The following is a 16,072-nucleotide window of genomic DNA, read 5'->3' as shown; positions in this document are numbered from 1 at the left end:
ATGAGAAAGTGACGGGACATGCCCAAGATCGTCGACCATGACGCCCGGCGGCGGCACATCGCCGAGGCCGTGCACCGCATCATCCACGACAAGGGCATGGAGAGCGTCAGCCTGAGGGAGGTCGCCGCCGGGGCCGGCATGTCCATGGGGACGGTGCAGTACTACGTCACGACGAAGAACCAGATGCTGCTGCTGGCGCTGGAGCACTTCAGGGTCTGGATCGGGATCCGGGTGGCAGCCGTGGTCGCGCGCCAGTCCACGCCGCTCGGCCTGCTGCGGGAGACCGTGCTGGAGTTGTTGCCGCTGGACGACGAGCGCAGCTACCTGAACCGCATCGGGCTGGCGTTCCAGGCGAGCTCGGTGGTGGCCGGCGACCAGGCGGCGGCGATGCGGCTCGGGCTGCCGCACCTGCTGTCCTTCTTCGCCGAGCAGATCAGGGCCGCCCAGGCCGCCGGACAGCTCGCCGCCCACCTGGATGCCGACAAGGAGGCGAGCATCCTGTACGCCTTCGCGCAGGGCATCGTGAACGCCACCCTGGTCGGGCACTACACATCCGAGGAGGTCGTGGCGGCACTCGACTACCACCTGGCGCGCCTCCGCGCGGAGTGACCGGCGCGGCCTTCAGGCGCCCAGCTCACCACCACACAGGGTCAGGCCACTGCGGCCGGCGCGTGTGCCGCGAGGAGCTCGCCGTGGCGCCGCGCGGATCGGTGCGCCGCCTCCAGCGACTCGGCCGCCAGGCCACGCAGCGGGGCCATCGCGGGCGTCACCTCGGCCAGGGTGAGCTCGGCCTCGCTGACGTGCAGGTTCAGCCCGAAGGCGTCCTGCAGTACGCGGACGAGCCAGGGCGTGGAGTGATCCCAGCCCCACTTGGGCGTGCCCGGCCCGAAGCCGCCGCCGCGCGCGGTGACGAGGACCGCGGGACGCCCTTCGAGCGGCCGCGGCCCGCCGGGCGCGAAGCGCGGGTCGGTGAAGATCATGTCCACCCAGGCCTTGAAATGCTGCGAGGGCCCCCAGTTGTAGAGCGGAATGGCGAACAGGTACGCATCGGCGTCCACCAGCTCGCCCGCCAGTCTCCCGGCCAGTGACCGGGCCTCCGCCGTCTCGTCGGACGACGCCGATATCCCGAGCGCACGCTGCCACGCCTCGGCGGGCACCGGATCGGCCAGCAGGTCCCTCTGTACCAGCGTGCCGTCCGGATGCGACTCCCGCCAGGCGCTCAGTACGGTGTCGGCCACCTCGCGCGTCACCGAGCCCTCTGCCCGGATGCTCGCGTCGATCCTGAACATGCGCATGTCTGCTCCCCTTCACAGCCACCTAACGTGTGGCTTCACAGATATGTTGTATAGCAGACTATTGGCGAAGCAGAAAATGTTATGATCGACTCATGGTGAACGAAACCCGGGTCGAAGGCGACCTCGGCTGGATGCTCGGCGCGTCCTTCCGCGCCTACGCCAAAGCCGCGGGCCACCTGTTGAGCGACGTGCCCGGGGGCCCCCGCGGCTACCAGATCCTCACCGCGGCGACCAGTGACACCCCCGCCAACCAGGGCACTCTCGCCCAGCAACTGGGCATAGACCGCACGGTCCTGACCTACCTCATCGACGACCTGGAAGCAGCCGGCCTCGTCGAGCGCCGCCCCGACCCCGCCGACCGCCGCCAGCGCCGCATCGTCGCCACCGACAAGGGCCGCACTCTCTGGGAAGAGCGCCAAACCGCCCTGCGCACCCTGGAGTCCCGCCTGCTGTCCGTGCTGGGCGACGACGCCGGCACCTTCCAATCCCTCCTCTGCACCCTCGCCCGCCATCTCAACTCCACCGACCACACCATCGACCTCTGCCAGGTCGCCGAAGACCTCATGTGAACGGGCGCTTGTCCGGAAACTGCGCCGGCATCGAGCAGATGGTGGGCGGCGGCGACGCGGTGCAGGTAGCCGCGTTCGTGCTGCACCAGATGGTGTTCGGGATGGGAGCCGGCCGTGCGTTGTTGTCCGGCCGCCACCTGCAGCGGGTCCAGCAGCGCGGTCATCTGCGGGGTCAGCGCGTTATCGAACGCCTGCGGCAGCTCGGGCGGGCCGGCAGCCAGATCGGCGGCCAGATCCGGCCACGGGCGCACCGGCGGCCGGCCGATGGCTGGTGCAGGGAGGTGGGGCAGGGTGTCGGCCAGCAGGGGAAGCCCAAGCCCGGCGTACGACTGATCCTGACCACCGATCAGCCACCCCCACCGTGCCGTCAGGCCACGAAGAGTGAGCTGATCGCTGAATGCGGCGCTGTTCGCGGTGTGCTCAGACGCTGCGCAGGACGGAGACCACGATGCCCAGCACCACGGCGCCGTCGCCGTCGATGACGTCGTAGACGGGATTGCGCGGTTCGAGATAGACGTGCCCGTCGCGCCGGCGGTACACCTTGACGGTGGCCTCGCCGTCGATCATCGCGGCGACGATCTGGCCCGAGTGCGCCTCGGGTTGCTGACGTACCACGACGATGTCGCCGTCGCAGATGGCGGCGTCGATCATCGAATCGCCCCGCACCCGGAGGCCGAACACCGTGCCGCGCCCGGTGAGGTCGCGGGGCAGGGTCAGCGTGTCGTCCAGGTGCTCGTCGGCCAGGATGGGAACGCCGGCGGCGATGTCTCCGACCACGGGCACGGACACCAGGTCCGCGGCCCGTTCCGGCGCCGGGGGCCGCAGGAACAGACGCACGTCGATCGGCCGGGTCATGGCCGCGCCCCGGCGGAGGAACCCCAGCTCCTCCAGGCTTCTCAGGTGCTTGGACACCGACGAGGGCGATCGCAGCCCGACGGCGTGGCCGAGCTCGCGGGTGCTCGGCGGATATCCGTGCCTGACCACCCAGTCCCGGATCGTGGCGAGGATCCGCTGCTGGCGCTGCGGCAGGGCCGAGACGTCCAGGTACTCGAACGGGTCAGGATCGTCGTAGGTGGTCACGTGCGAAATGTTAGGGGGCAGCGGGGTCGCAGGCGTACAGCACTCCGCTGAGGCCGGGCCTGGAACCGGATCTCACGCACTGAACCCGGCGTCACCGGTACGACGATCATCCGAGGACGAACGGGAGTCTCGCGGCCAGCTCGCCCAGTTCGGTGTTCTCCGCGCCGGTCGGGGCGCGCCGTCCGGTGCCGACCAGCAGTGCGTCCTTGTCGGAGAACGACGCGGGGAACGCGGTTCCCGCGATCTGCTCCAGCAGTTCGCGGGAGTGGGCAAGCCCCTGCGCGGGCGGTCCCGGCGCGTCCGGAAGGTACGCGACCAGGTCGAGGTGGTGCAGCGTCCACTCCAGGACGTACGCGGAGAGGTAGTCGCCCGCGGTGAGCACTTCGTCGCGGGTGCCGACCCGGGCCTTAGAGCCGGCGAGTTCGGCGGCGCGGCCGGCGGCGGAGCCGACGTCGTCGAGGTGGAATTTGAGCAGGCGAGGCTCCTCGTACGCGGCGGCCAGGCGGACGGTCAGCGCGTCGAGCGGGTCGTCGCCGGTCGGCGGGGTTCCGGAGACGTCCCAGTAGGTCACCGCGTCGCGGGTCGGCTCCGTTTCCGCAGGGGTCACGAGGGTGATCAGCACGTCCTGAGCGTCGATGATCAGATGGCACACCAGGTCGCGCACGAGCCAGCCGGTGCAGCCGGACGGCTGTGCGAAAGCCTCGTCCGGGAGTTCGGCCACCGCCGTGCGCAATGCCGTCCAAGAGCGTGAAAAGAGGTCCACCTCGGCAAGGTAGTGCGGCGCCCCGACAGCGGACAAGCGCGGATGGAGAGCCTCGCGCGCTACGAGGGGTCGCCGACCGGCGGGGACGTGACGAAGGCGCCGGCGGATGCGGCGAGGACGGCGGTCCTGGCCGCCTGGCCGGGAAGGTCCGGGTCGGGTGGCAGGCGGAGCAGCACCAACTGGTGGTACAGCGGCGCGGTGGCGGCGATGAGCAGGCGCCGCGCGTCGGTGTCCGGCGGGAGTTCGCCGCGCCGGACGGCTCGGCTGACGATGACCTCGCAGCGGGCGTACCGGTCCTCCCAGAGCCGGCGCACGCCGCGGGCGGCTTCCGCGGAGCGGAACGAGGCCGCGATCAGGGCTGTGGCGACCGACGGCCGCGCGGTCAGGGCCGCCTGGTTCTCGTGGTTGAGTGCCGCCAGGTCGCCCTCCAGGGAACCGGTGTCCTGGGGTTGCCAGTCGTCGTCGCTCGTCGCTTCGAAGACGTCGGCGAGCAGGCCGCCGACGTCCCGCCAGCGCCGGTACACCGTCGCGCGATGCACGCCCGCCCGGGCCGCGACGCCCTCCATGCTGAGCTCGTCGTAGCCGCGTTCGCCGAGCTCAGCGCGGACCGCGTCGAGAACCTGCGTACGGATGCGACTGGTGCGGCCCCCCGGGCGGCGCTGAGCCGGCGGGCCGCCCTCCGACGGTGGCACCGTGGAAGTCATCGCCCGGATTCCGTTTGCCCAGCAGACAGCGTCATGACACCATCTTAATGTAGCAACTGTCGCATTAGTAGCTGATGTTGATGCTCTGCCGAAGCGGCAGGAACTGAGAGGAAACGATCCATGACGCTTCATGTTCCAGCCGACCCGACCGTGGTGCATCCCATGCCCGAGCAGCCGCGGGTGGTGCTGCTCCGGTCGCTGGTCACGTCCCCGTTGATCGAGGTCGGGGCGTTTTCCTACTACGACGACCCGGACGATCCGACCGCGTTCGAGACGCGCAACGTGCTCTACCACTACGGCCCGGAGAAGCTGGTCATCGGCAAGTTCTGTGCGCTGGGCACGGGGGTGCGCTTCATCATGAACGGCGCCAACCACCGCATGGACGGCCCCTCGACCTTCCCCTTCCCCACCATGGGCGGCTCGTGGTCCGACCATTTCGACCTGCTCACCGGCCTGCCCAACCGCGGGGACACCGTCGTCGGCAACGACGTCTGGTTCGGTTACGGCGTCACGGTGCTGCCGGGCGTACGGATCGGACACGGCGCGATCCTCGGGGCCGGCGCCGTGGTCGCCTCGGACGTGCCCGACTACGGGATCGTCGGCGGCAACCCGGCCCGTCTCATCCGCACCCGCTACAGCGACGAGGACGTCGCCCGGTTGCTGGCGGTGGCCTGGTGGGACTGGCCGGCGGAGCACATCACCGAGCACGTGCGGACGATCATGTCGGGCGGCATCGCCGACCTGGAAGCCGCCGCCCCGGACACCCGCCGCACGTGACGGGGCGCCGTCCGCGTTCCGTGGCGGCCTGGCCCAGAAGGTACCGCTCGGGCATCAGCGGGCTGGTTCGGTGATCAGGATGTTCATCTCCAGGGGCAGGGGCAGGGGCCGGCGGTCGGTCAGGCGCAGGCCTGCGGTTTCGATCAGTTTCTGGTATTCGGTGAGCGTGCGTTCCCGGCCGCCGCCGTTGATCACCAGCATGTGCAGATCCCAGGCCAGGGTGAGCGCGGTGGAGCCGTCGGTAGAGCCGTCGGCTGGGAGCAGCCGTTCCAGAATGAGAAGGCGGTCGCCCGGGCGCATCGCCTGCCTGCAGTTGCGCAACAGGACGGCGCATTGTTCATCGTCCCAGTCGTGCAGGATCCGAGACAGCAGGTAGACGTCGGCGCCGGCGGGGACTTCGGTGAACAGGTCGCCTGCGACGAAGGCGCACCGCTGGTCCAGCCGGAGGTCGTGCAGGTGAGTGCGGGCCCGGTCGATCACGGATGCGGTGTCGAACAGGGTGCCCTGTAGATGGGGGTGTGCGGTGAGTACGGCGGCCAGCAGGGTGCCGTTGCCGCCGGCCAGGTCGGCCACGTGGCGGGTCGCGCGGAAGTCATAGACCTGCGGCACCGCGGCGAAGAAGCCGGAGCCGCAGGCCATCGCCCGATCGAAGAGTTCGCCGATCTGCGGGTTGTGGCGGGCATAGTCGAAGAACGGGGCGGCGAAGGCGTGCTCGAAGGCCGAATCGCCGGTCTGGACGGCATGGGTCAGGTCCGCCCACGCCGTGTAGAACGGGCCTCCGTACATCAGGGCCAGATCGCGCTGGGACCACTGGTGGGCGGCGGTCAGGTGCTCGCCGAGCGGGGTGAGGCCGTACCCGGTGTTGTCATCGCCGTCCAGGACGTCATGGCTGACCAGGAACCGCAGCAGCCGGCGCAGTGACGGTGCGTGGGTGCCGCTGACCTCGGCGAGCCGGGTGCTGGTCAGGCGCCGGTTCCGCAGGGCCTCCGCCAGGCCGAGCTGGGCCATGGTGGCCAGAGCCTGCGTGGTCCAGGCGCCGGTGAGCAGCGTCAGCATCCGATGTTGGTCGTGGTCGGTCGGCATGGTCACCAGGTCTGTGTGTGAGGTGTGCGATGGTTCAGGTGCGTACGCAGCACGGATGGGTGGTGGCCGCCGCAGGTGAGCTCCAGTCGCCGCGGGCGATCGGGCGGCGTGCGCTGGGTGAAGTACAGAACGGTCTTGCCTGCCGCGTGCTCACCGTCGTGGGGGTTGAACCCGCCGCCGTCGGCGATGAACCCGCATTCTCGGGTGAGGGTTTCCCGAAGACCATGCAGGATCACCTCATCGGCGTCGGGGACGGTGAAGGCGTAGTGCGACTCGTGCTCGTGGGCACGCTCACCGGCGATGATCTGGGCGATCGCCGGGCTGGCGTCATTGACCAGGACGAAGACCTCCAGGCCGGCGCCGTGGTCGGCGTGCCGGGCATGGACGATGGTGACGTCGAGGGCCGTGGCCTCCAGGTGGTAGCGGCCGGCCAGCCGGTTGCGGACAACCGTGCTGGGCGCCGTCCGCATCGGCTGGAAACCTCGGACGGCCAGAGCCGCCGCGACATCGCCTTGTGCGTGCGGAAACAGCAGCACCGCAGCATGATCAGGCCGGCAGTGCCGGTCGATCGCCGCCAGGTGAGGAGAGCGGGAACGCACTCCGCCGAGCATGAAGCCCAGGCCGGTCAGCGTCGGCAGTTCGGCCGTCCGTCGGTCCAGGCGGTCCTCGTCGTCCGGGTCCAGCGCCGCCTGGACCAGCCGATCCGCGGGGGTGGCCATCAGGCTCCAGCCGTGGCGTTCGTGTCGAGTGCGTCGAACACGACCTTGATCCGAGCCAGATGAGCGTCCATGGTGCCACCTCCGCATGTCGGCTTGAGCAATTGCCTGACTACAGATAGTGACTAGAGGCTTCGGGCGTCTATAGCGCCAAGGACTCGCCTCGCTTACTTCAGATGCTGAGCTGGGCTCATCAGCGATTGAAGGTTCAGCGCGGTAGAAGCGGGGTTTCACGTAAAAAGTTCACACCGGAAGTTCAACGATACCGTTGAAGCCATGGACATCAAGGACACAGCCCGTCCGCTCGACGGGGCGAGCGTCTCGGCGTTCCTGCGGTCGCTGCCTGCCCGGCCCCTGCTGCTCGGCCTGGGTGAGGCCACCCATCGCGTGGCGGCGTTGCCCGAGCTGCGCAACGAGATCCTCCGGCACCTCGTCGAGCACGAGGGTTACCGGTCGATCGCGATCGAGAGCGACTGTCTCATGGGCCTGATCGTGGACGACTACGTCACGACGGGCACGGGCACGCTCGACGACGTCATGGAACGCGGCTTCAGCCACGGCTTCGGCGCGTCACCGGCCAACCGCGAGCTCGTCCGCTGGATGCGGGCGTACAACGAGGAGCATGACGGAAAGCTCAGGTTCTTCGGGTTCGACGGGCCGCTGGAGTATTGGGCGGCGAGCCCGCGCCAGGCACTCACCGCCCTGTACGGCCTCCTCGACGGCCCGCTCCCCTGCACCCGGGAGACCCTCGACACGCTGCTGGGCCCGGACGAGCGGTGGTCGAACGAGGCCACGGTCATGGATCCGTCCCAGTCGATCGGGCGGTCCGCCGACGCCCGGCGACTGCGGCTGATCGCCGACGACCTGGTGGCGCTGCTCGACATGCAGACGCCACGGCTGAGCGCGGCGGACGGGAAGCGGGCGGCACTGTACGGACGCACCGCCGTCGGCCTGCTCCGCTACCACCACGGGATGGCCGACACGTCCCCGGCACGGATCATGCGGCTGTCGGCCCTGCGGGACGCGATGATGGCCGGCAACCTGCGTGCCGTCGCCGGGCACGGTCCGGCCCTGGTCTTCGCCCACAACCTCCACCTGCAGCGGAACAAGAGCTTGATGCGGTTCGGCGACGACCAGACGTTGGAGTGGTGGAGCGCGGGGGCGATCGCCGGGACACACCTGGGCGACCGGTACGCCTTCCTGGCCTCGGCCATCGGCACGCTCGACGCCGACGTCCCGCCCCCGGACACGGTGGAGGGCATCCTGTCCGAACTCCCCTGGGGCCGCTCCCTCATCGACGCCCGCCACCTGGCCGACGCCGTCACACGGCCGAGCCCGCGCATCTCGCCGGACCACGCCTATTTCCCCCTGGACCCGGCCCACCTCGGCATGATCGACGGCATTGTCTTCCTCAAGGAGTCCGTCAACGGCGCATGACCGTCGAGACCGGCTTGGACACGCTCGCCGAGGCGGGCCGGCGGGTCACGGTCCGGATCGAGCCGGCTGCCACGCCCGGCCCTTGACCCATCCCGGCTGAGACGGCCGCCACACCGGCAGCCCGGACACGCTCGGCAATCGCTCGTACACTGTCTGACGCGAACCGGTGAGGGTCAGGAGAGGTCAGGTCTGGGCGATGACGAGCGAGGCCCCTCAAGGCGGACAAGACTCTCGGCCGGCCGGAGAGGCGCCCGACAGCGGGCCGGCGTCGGTGACCTGTCACGAGGATTTGGTGAAGCTGCTGGCCGAGCAGTTCGCGCGGGCCGACGTCTCCCTTCGAGAGCTGCAGACACGGGCGGACAGAGCAGGCGGAACGCGGTTGCCCCGCACGACCTGCGCCGACATGCTGGCCGGTCGGCGCTTTCCCAAGAAGGCGGTGATGGTGGCGTTCCTGCGGGGGTGTCGCGTCCCCGACCATCAGCTCCCGGCGTGGGAACGGGCCTGGGAGCGGGTGCGTGTCCATCAGATGCCCGCAGGCTCCACGGAGTATCGCGGCGTCGAGTCCGCCGCTGACACAGCGCTCGCCCCCCAGATGATGGCCACATCCGGCGACCTGGGAACCGCCCGGGCCGCCGGCCTACGGTGGCGCCAAGCCGTCCTGATCGCCGTGGTGGCCGTACCGATGGCCGCGGTGAGCCTCAGCGTCATCGCTCAGGGAGAAACGCCGCGGCCCGGCCCGTCCGAAGAGGTGCCGGACCACGTCGTGGGCCCCGCCCACATCGTCAGTGACGACGGCCGGGCGTTCCCTCGTGGCGGGTCGAGCCGGTTCACCGTGACCGTCAACCCGGCCAACACCGGCGTACGGCTGATCCGCCGGCTGGATGTAGGCGTCGGTCTGCAACATGCCACCATCACCGTTGACGGAACCCCGGCCGCGAGTTGGCGCCCACTGCTTGAGGACAGCGTCTACAAATGGCGGAACCAGATCGTCGCCATCCCGCCGCATCTGACGACGGGGCGACGCTCGCTCACCATCGTCAACACGTGCGTGGGCTCCTCAGGCTTCAACGAGTTTCACTACACCGTGGAGCACCAGGTCAACGGCGCCTGGTCGACCGCCGACACGGTCGACATCGGCCGCGACCACAGCGCGAGCGAAGCCGCGCACGACTACCGCGTCGCCGGGCAGGACTGGGCCGATACCCAGACCTTCGCCTACCCGCCGCGGAAGGAGCACTGGCGCGTCCAGTGAGCTCGACCAGCACGTCATCACGAGGTTTCATGGCAGAGCCCTGAGGTCGCCGCCGGGTCGTGAGCGGACGGTGCGGGCCGACCGAGCCCGCGGCGGGGACGGAGCCGCTCGGGCGTGCGGATCGGCGAGGTCGTGGGCGGACCGGGCCGGCCGGACCGTCAGCAGGATCCCGGACGCCGGGACGGCGATGCCGTCCTGCGGATCGAGCGAGAGGAGCGCCTCACCTTAGCGAGCTACGGCACCGCAGTCGACCTTCGTGGGTCCGATCGTACCGACGACAGCCGGTACGCGACCTGAACGGCGCCTGCGTCCGACACACTGGGAGGATGTCGCTACGTCCTGTGCTCGCGCTGCTGGCGCTGATCGTCCTGTCCGGCTGCGGCTCCGCCTCGGCGCTGAGCCAGGCCGTGATCGACCAGGCCACCCGGCAGGGCGTGGCGCCCGACCTGATGTACGTGGTGGATCTGCCCGGATACGAGCTGGCCGAGCAGTCGGTGGGCGCGGTCAACGAGGAGGGGTTCGGCGCCTTCTACACCGCGTCCGACGGCAAGCAGGTGGAGATGCGGGTCGATCGGGGGCCGTACACGTGTGCCGGCACGTGCGAGCGGGACGGCGGCGGCTGGTACACCGAGCACGAGGGCCGGCAGGAGTACGTCGCGGTGCGCCCCGGCCATTACGTGCGGCTGGCCTGCCCGGCCGGGCAGGTGGACCGGGCCGTGCTGAAGCAGGCGGCAGAGGGCGCCCGGCCGGCCGTCGGCGACGGGACGCCCACTCCCCCGCCGGGCCAGGTCGAGCGCGGCGACGGGACGCCCGCTCCCTCGCTGGGGCCGGTCGAGCGCGGCGACCTGCCCGAGGACGGCGACGGCGCCCCGATCCAGCCCACCGGCCCCGGCGGCTGAGCCCACCGGCAGGTCACCTGCGACGAGCAGGAGAAACGCGCCAGAAATACCGTTGGCTTCCCATCCGATCTCCGGCAGGATCGGGCCGGTTAATCGTGACCTGATCAGCCATGCCGCCCATGGTGACCACGGTGGCCCGCATGGAGAGCGCCGGCTTCGCCACGATCTATGGCCATACCAGCACCCTGGCCGAGTGGGACGAGTACGAGCGGTCCTGGACGTCGCACGCTGACCCGCTGGGCCCTCGACCGCCCCGACGGGGATACGGCCGCGGCCGCCGCCCGCGACCACCGCGACCTGTGGCTCGGCGGCTACCGGGAGGTGCTGGGTTTCCTCACTCTCCTACTGCGCCGTGCCGGCACGGATCGTTAGGCTGCACACCGAGCGCCGTGGCCTCCCGAGCTGCTCCAACTCGCTGAGGAACGCTCAGGGAACGCGCGATTCCTAACGTCTTCCGCAACCGTGGCCGCCGATGAGAACCTCGGCCGGCGCCCGATGACGGCGCGAGTGTGCGCGAAGACTGGAGGGGATCCGACATGAAACAGAACCCCGGCAATCAACCGCCGCGCAACAAGTTACGGCCGCCGGACCAGAACACCCGCCCGCAGACTCCACGCGCCCGTCCCGCCGACAGCGGCGGGTCGTGGCGCGACAAAGCCCCGCAGATTCCACGCGCCCGTCCCGCTGACAGCGGCGGGTCGTGGCGCGACAAGACCCCGCAGATTCCACGCGACCGTCCCCCCGACAGCGGCGGGACGTCGCTCAGCAAGAACAAGCGCCAGCGGTTCCCGGTCCTGTCTTCCGCTGATGGCGGCACGAACGCGCCCCGGCAGATGCCGGGCAGCTCCTCCGCCGCCGCGCCCTTCCGGTCCGTACGTATGTATCGCAACAAGGGCATATCCGAGGGAATCATCGAAGGGAAGAACGTCACCACGCAACACGAACGAGTCCCGCTGCCCGACAAGCTGATCGACGTCTACCCCAACGGCACCAGGGTGCACTTCACGGTCGCCGACCAAGCAGTGCTCTCCCTGGACGCCCTGACCCGGAACCTTGAGACTCCGGAACGCCAGGTGGACGTGACCGATCTCACGCGTCCCGTGCCCGCCGACCTGCGGCGGCTCGGCACCTACATCGCCATGGGCACCAAATCCAAGGAAGACGCGGACCAGGCCCGCTATTTCCCCGCCGAAAGCCCGAACGCCACCATGGCCTGGACGACCAACGTGGTGACCTGCGCCGCGCTCGCGATGTGGAGCAGGACCGCCGGCCTGTCCTACCTGTCGCACACGGACGCCGAAACCTCCCCCGGCATCGTGGCCGCTCACGTCGCCGAGTATCTGGCGCAGGCGGCCGACGCCGGCGCCAACCTGGCGGACCCCGGTGAGCTGACCGTCGTCATCCTGCTGGGCAAGAGCGCTGTCGAAGAGGTCAAGGGCGTAAGCGCCCTCAACGTCCTGTCTTGGTCGCTGAACCACCTGCTCACGGATCAGGCCGCCATCGTCTACCGCAACGCCCGGTACCACCACATCAAGCAGGACGACTACGTGGTGGTCCAGCACGGCGGCCCGCCTCAGGTGCTGCTCACCCCGCACGAACTGGTGACGCACCTGCTGCAGCGATACGCGAAGAACCCCTCTGACAGCCTGCGCGACCTGCTCGTGCAGGCCGTCCCGGTTCCGCTTCCCGGCACGTGGCCGGAGCAAGACAGCGGCTTCATCTACGCCGCCGCCGAGGCCGCCCTGATCCACGACGCCACGGGGAACGGCCATTACGTGGCGTTGTCGCCGGCGCTCTCCGCGCTCTACGGCCGCCATGCCGGGGTCGACCTGGTGGCACACAGGAGAAGGACGGAGCTCACGCTGCGCCTCGCCCAGACGGCGAGCGACACGACGGCCTCGCCCGCCGCGGTGTGGTCCACCATCTTTGACACCATGGTCGAGCAGGCGGCGAACAAACAGACCTTCGACGACATGCGCGAGATCCTCGACAACCTGCGCAACGACGTTCTGACCGCGCGGCCGGCCAAGATTCTGTGGGACGCGCTCGAAGAGTTTCTCATCACCGCTCAGAAGGCCAGGGTCGTACGCGATGACATCGTCCTCGACGTGGTCCTCGCCGCCCTCGCCGGCCCCTGGCACGGTCCGAGCCGGGCAACGCAGCCCGACAACCGGCGCCGCGTCTGCGTCGGCGCCCTCACCGTCGCCTTCGACGGGCTACGTCCCCAGAACCGCTAGATCGACATCATGGACGCGCTGCGCCTCCGCTGACCGATAAGCGTTGGCGGCGCAGTCCTCGGGTGGGTTAGCGTTCCTCCCGTCATGCGCCGGGAGGACCTGCCCTGCCTGCGCCTTTGGTCAACAGATGGAGACGCGGGATGACTTCTCAGCTCGTCGCACTCTGTTTCGATGCGAACGACCCACTCGGCCTCGCGCGTTTCTGGGCGGGAGTCCTGGGCTGGGAGCCGGCCGACGATCCCCACGACGGCATCGTGCTCCTGCCGAGCGATGACACGGGGTTCCGGATACGATTTCTTCCGGCTCAGGAGAAGAAGACCGGCGCCAACCAGCTACATTTCGATCTGACGAGCACGTCCCTCGATGACCAGCGGCAGACGGTGGCCAGGTCGCTCGAGCTCGGTGCGCGGCACATCGACATCGGGCAAGGCCCGGACGCCAGTCATGTGGTGCTCGCCGACCCCGAAGACAACGAGTTCTGCGTCATCGAGCCGGACAACAAGTTCCTCGCCGACTGCGGACTCATCGGCGCGCTTTCGTGTGACGGCTCGCAGGAGGTCGGCTACTTCTGGAGCGCGGCGCTGGGCTGGCCGCTGGTCTGGGACCAGGACCAGGAGACCGCGATCCGTTCGCCGCACGGCGGTCCCAAGATCACGTGGGGCGGTCCGCCGGTGGCGCCGAAGACGGGGAAGAACAGGCTGCACTTCGACCTCACTCCACCCGTGCACGGTGATCAGCAAGCGGAGGTCGACCGTCTCGTCTCCCTCGGAGCGACCCGGATCGACATCGGCCCGCACGGGGCCGGTCAGGTGGTGCTGGCCGATCCCGATGGCAACGAGTTCTGCGTGTTGCCCCCAATAGCGTGAGCTCAAGTGGCGCGCACCCCGGTCGTACCGGCCAGGATGTCAGCCTGGTGCCGCGACCGATCGGCCCAGTAAACGTGGCCGACCCTGGTGTAGAGGTCGGCGGCCGTCGCGAAGCAGGTACGGGCGCGGTCCTGGTCGCCTTCCGCCGAGGCGGCGCTGCCGGCGGCCGACTCGGCCATCGCCCGCCACGCGGATCCACCGAACGCGCCGGCCGTGCCGGCCGCGGCGACCGCATGGGCGCGGGCCCGCTCGGCGTCGCCGAGCGCCGCATACGCCTCAGCGGCGACCGGGTTGAGGAGAGCGCCGCAGGTGGGACAGCCGCCATAGCGGGCCGCTGCCGCCGCGGCGGCCCGGACCGACTGCGCCGCGAGGTCCGGTTCACCGCGCTGCAGCCGGGCGAACGCGGCCGTCGCATGAATGCGTCCCCACTGGTGCCGGGCCATGGGCGACACCGTGGCGATGGCGGAGGCTCGCCGCAACGCCGGGCCGACTTCGTCGAAGAGGCGCTGACAGGCGGCCAGCTCGGCGAGTCGCTGCCAGGGCAGCGCACCGGACGCCGATCCGAGGCCGGCGTGCAGCTCGGCGCTCTGCTGCAGGCAACCGGCCGCTTCATCCCAGTGCGCGCGGAGCAGGAGCGACTCACCGAGCAGGCACCAGGCGAAGGCTTGGGCCCGTACGATCCCCGCATGCGTCGCGCGGCTGAGGGTCCGCCTCGCGTAGTGCTCGACGTCGCGGCTCAGTTCGTCGGAGTACAGATGGTATTGACCGATGCACTGGTGAATGTCGAAGGCACGGCTGAACGTCTCGGCGTCGAGGCCGTCCCCGCTGCGACCGATCTCGATCTCCAGGCCGCGTCGCCACTCGCCCCGCATGTGGGTCACGACGGCCATCGCCTCTTCCGCTCGGGCGACATCGTCGGGCGTGCCGTGCGCCACCGCGAGCTCACGCGCCTCGGTCGCCCTGAGCAGCGCGGTCTCAAGGTCGCCGCGCAGCCATGCCTGCTCGGCTCGCAGGCAGACCAGCCGGGCCCGCTCAGCCGGGTCCACGGTCGCCGACTCCGCGCGTACGAGATGGTGGCCGGCCGGGTCCGGCCGGTGTTCGCCCAGGTAGGCGGCGGCGGCGAGCCGATGCAGCCGGGCGGTGTCGGACGCCGCCGACGCCGGCTTCGGCACTGACCCGTGCGCCGGCTCAAGCGCCGCCTCGTACGCCGGCTTCAGCGCCGCCTCGTACGCCGCGACGGCGCCGGTCGCATCGCCGGAGCCCATCCGCAGGTCGCCGATGCGCTGCCACACCATCACGGTGTGCCGTGCCTCGGGAACCCTCCTGGCGCGCACCTCCTCGTGGAGACGCTGGGCCTCGGGACCGGGCTCGATCCCGAGTTCCCCGTCCAGCAGGTCACGCAGCACCTCGAACTGGCGCAACGCCTCCGCCCGCCGCCCCGCCAGAGCCAGCACCCGCATGAGCCGGACGTGGGCGTCCTCCAGCAGCGGATCCGCGGCGACGAGCAGCCGGGTCACGCGAGCCGACTCGTCGAGCAGACCTGAGCTTTCGAGAATCCCGGCGTATTCGTCCAGGATCGCGACGTAGTCGTTGCGCAGATCCATCCTGGGGGCGTCGGCCCATTCGTCGCCGTCCTCCGGCAGCAGGCCGTCGCGATAAAGCTCGATCGCGGCGGCGTACGCCTGGATGTCGCGATTTTCCCTGGCCTGAGCAAGGGTCGACCGGAACGCCACGACATCAACCCAGATGTGGCCCACCGGCAGGCTCAGCAGATCTCCCTGTGACACCACCGGCTGGGTTTCATACCTGCCCGCGTACATCTGCCGGACGAGGTGCACGGTCTTGCGGAGATTGGCCGCGGCGGCCGGCGGCGGGAGCTCCGGCCACAGCAGGTTCATGATCTGCTCACGGCGGAGCCGATGGCGCGGGGCCAGGCACAACAACTTGATCAGCGCAGCCGCCTTGCGGGTCCGCCACGTGGCGTCGGGGACGACCAGAGTCCCGATCGTGACGCGGAAACCACCGAGCAGTTCCAGACGAACCACAACGACCTCACAGCCCCCGGGTCCCCATGTGCAGGTCCAGCATCCGTATCGTTCATCACCGACGCCGGCCGGCGCAAGAGCGGCCTCCCACCTGTAGGTTTCTGGCAGATAATCCGGAACGGGATCTGCTCGGTAGACTGAGGCCATGACTGCCATGGCACCAGCTCCCACCAAACCGGACCTGTCGTTCCTGCTGGACCACGCCGGCCATGTGCTGCGCACCCGGATGGCCGCGGCGCTGGCCGAGATCGGGTTGACGGCGCGTATGCACTGTGTGCTGGTCCACGCCTTGCAGGAGGAGCGGACGCAGATCCAGCTCGCCGAGATCGGCGACATGGACAAGACCACG

Annotated in this window: 15 protein-coding genes and 1 pseudogene; 9 read left to right on the top strand and 7 right to left on the bottom strand. The window is 69.9% G+C overall.

The genetic code is table 11. From position 1 onward, the window contains the following. The first annotated feature begins 18 nt into the window (after positions 1–18). Positions 19–609 carry a TetR/AcrR family transcriptional regulator gene (locus ACWD0F_RS31975; protein ID WP_449881991.1) on the top strand — a complete coding sequence of 197 codons (591 nt, stop codon included), beginning with the start codon at positions 19–21 and terminating at the stop codon, positions 607–609. 41 nt (positions 610–650) lie between these two features. Here the strand turns inward: ACWD0F_RS31975 and ACWD0F_RS31970 are convergent, their stop codons facing one another. Then, positions 651–1,295: an FMN-dependent NADH-azoreductase gene (locus ACWD0F_RS31970; protein ID WP_449881988.1), complete on the bottom strand. Its 645-nt coding sequence runs from the start codon at positions 1,293–1,295 to the stop codon at positions 651–653. A 92-nt stretch (positions 1,296–1,387) separates the two neighbouring features. Here ACWD0F_RS31970 and ACWD0F_RS31965 point away from each other — a divergent pair, with 92 nt between their 5' ends. After that, complete coding sequence (locus ACWD0F_RS31965; protein ID WP_449881985.1) at positions 1,388–1,864, top strand: MarR family winged helix-turn-helix transcriptional regulator; 477 nt, start codon at positions 1,388–1,390, stop codon at positions 1,862–1,864. 420 nt (positions 1,865–2,284) lie between these two features. Here the strand turns inward: ACWD0F_RS31965 and lexA are convergent, their stop codons facing one another. From lexA to ACWD0F_RS31950, 3 genes are all read right to left on the bottom strand, one after another. After that, complete coding sequence (lexA, locus tag ACWD0F_RS31960; protein WP_449882364.1) at positions 2,285–2,953, bottom strand: transcriptional repressor LexA; 669 nt, start codon at positions 2,951–2,953, stop codon at positions 2,285–2,287. Between the two features lie 97 nt (positions 2,954–3,050). After that, a complete protein-coding gene (locus tag ACWD0F_RS31955) occupies positions 3,051–3,707 on the bottom strand; it encodes a maleylpyruvate isomerase N-terminal domain-containing protein (protein ID WP_449881982.1) in 657 nt (218 codons plus the stop codon). 59 nt (positions 3,708–3,766) lie between these two features. Continuing rightward, positions 3,767–4,411, bottom strand: coding sequence for a TetR/AcrR family transcriptional regulator (locus ACWD0F_RS31950; RefSeq protein WP_449881980.1), 645 nt, complete (start codon positions 4,409–4,411; stop codon positions 3,767–3,769). Between the two features lie 120 nt (positions 4,412–4,531). Between ACWD0F_RS31950 and ACWD0F_RS31945 the strand changes: the two genes are divergently transcribed. Next, the gene (locus ACWD0F_RS31945) at positions 4,532–5,188 is read left to right on the top strand and encodes a CatB-related O-acetyltransferase (RefSeq protein ID WP_449881978.1); all 657 of its coding nucleotides are present in this window, start codon (positions 4,532–4,534) and stop codon (positions 5,186–5,188) included. A gap of 54 nt (positions 5,189–5,242) precedes the next feature. Here the strand turns inward: ACWD0F_RS31945 and ACWD0F_RS31940 are convergent, their stop codons facing one another. Then, positions 5,243–6,271: a methyltransferase gene (locus ACWD0F_RS31940; protein ID WP_449882361.1), complete on the bottom strand. Its 1,029-nt coding sequence runs from the start codon at positions 6,269–6,271 to the stop codon at positions 5,243–5,245. 2 nt (positions 6,272–6,273) lie between these two features. Beyond that, positions 6,274–6,990, bottom strand: coding sequence for a hypothetical protein (locus ACWD0F_RS31935; RefSeq protein ID WP_449881975.1), 717 nt, complete (start codon positions 6,988–6,990; stop codon positions 6,274–6,276). Between the two features lie 273 nt (positions 6,991–7,263). On the opposite strand from ACWD0F_RS31935, the gene ACWD0F_RS31930 reads away from it, so the two are divergent. From ACWD0F_RS31930 to ACWD0F_RS31910, 5 genes are all read left to right on the top strand, one after another. After that, positions 7,264–8,424, top strand: coding sequence for an erythromycin esterase family protein (locus ACWD0F_RS31930; RefSeq protein ID WP_449881972.1), 1,161 nt, complete (start codon positions 7,264–7,266; stop codon positions 8,422–8,424). Between the two features lie 292 nt (positions 8,425–8,716). Further along, on the top strand, positions 8,717–9,676 hold the full coding sequence (locus tag ACWD0F_RS31925) for a hypothetical protein (protein ID WP_449881970.1): 960 nt from the start codon (positions 8,717–8,719) through the stop codon (positions 9,674–9,676). Positions 9,677–10,002: 326 nt separating this feature from the next. After that, a complete protein-coding gene (locus ACWD0F_RS31920) occupies positions 10,003–10,575 on the top strand; it encodes a hypothetical protein (RefSeq protein WP_449881967.1) in 573 nt (190 codons plus the stop codon). Between the two features lie 536 nt (positions 10,576–11,111). Then, the gene (locus ACWD0F_RS31915; protein WP_449881964.1) at positions 11,112–12,812 is read left to right on the top strand and encodes a hypothetical protein; all 1,701 of its coding nucleotides are present in this window, start codon (positions 11,112–11,114) and stop codon (positions 12,810–12,812) included. 140 nt (positions 12,813–12,952) lie between these two features. Next, positions 12,953–13,678: a VOC family protein gene (locus ACWD0F_RS31910; protein WP_449881961.1), complete on the top strand. Its 726-nt coding sequence runs from the start codon at positions 12,953–12,955 to the stop codon at positions 13,676–13,678. Between the two features lie 2 nt (positions 13,679–13,680). Here ACWD0F_RS31910 and ACWD0F_RS31905 read toward each other — a convergent pair whose 3' ends face one another. Next, positions 13,681–15,723, bottom strand: a complete 2,043-nt coding sequence (locus ACWD0F_RS31905; RefSeq protein WP_449881958.1) for a BTAD domain-containing putative transcriptional regulator — start codon at positions 15,721–15,723, stop codon at positions 13,681–13,683. A gap of 145 nt (positions 15,724–15,868) precedes the next feature. Between ACWD0F_RS31905 and ACWD0F_RS31900 the strand changes: the two are divergent. Beyond that, positions 15,869–16,072 (top strand): annotated as a pseudogene (locus tag ACWD0F_RS31900) (MarR family transcriptional regulator); the annotation flags it as partial.

The sequence above is a fragment of the Nonomuraea sp. NPDC002799 genome (assembly GCF_053592075.1).
The sequence above is the reverse complement of the archived record's forward strand: the minus strand, read 5'-3'. Positions and strand labels throughout refer to the sequence as shown.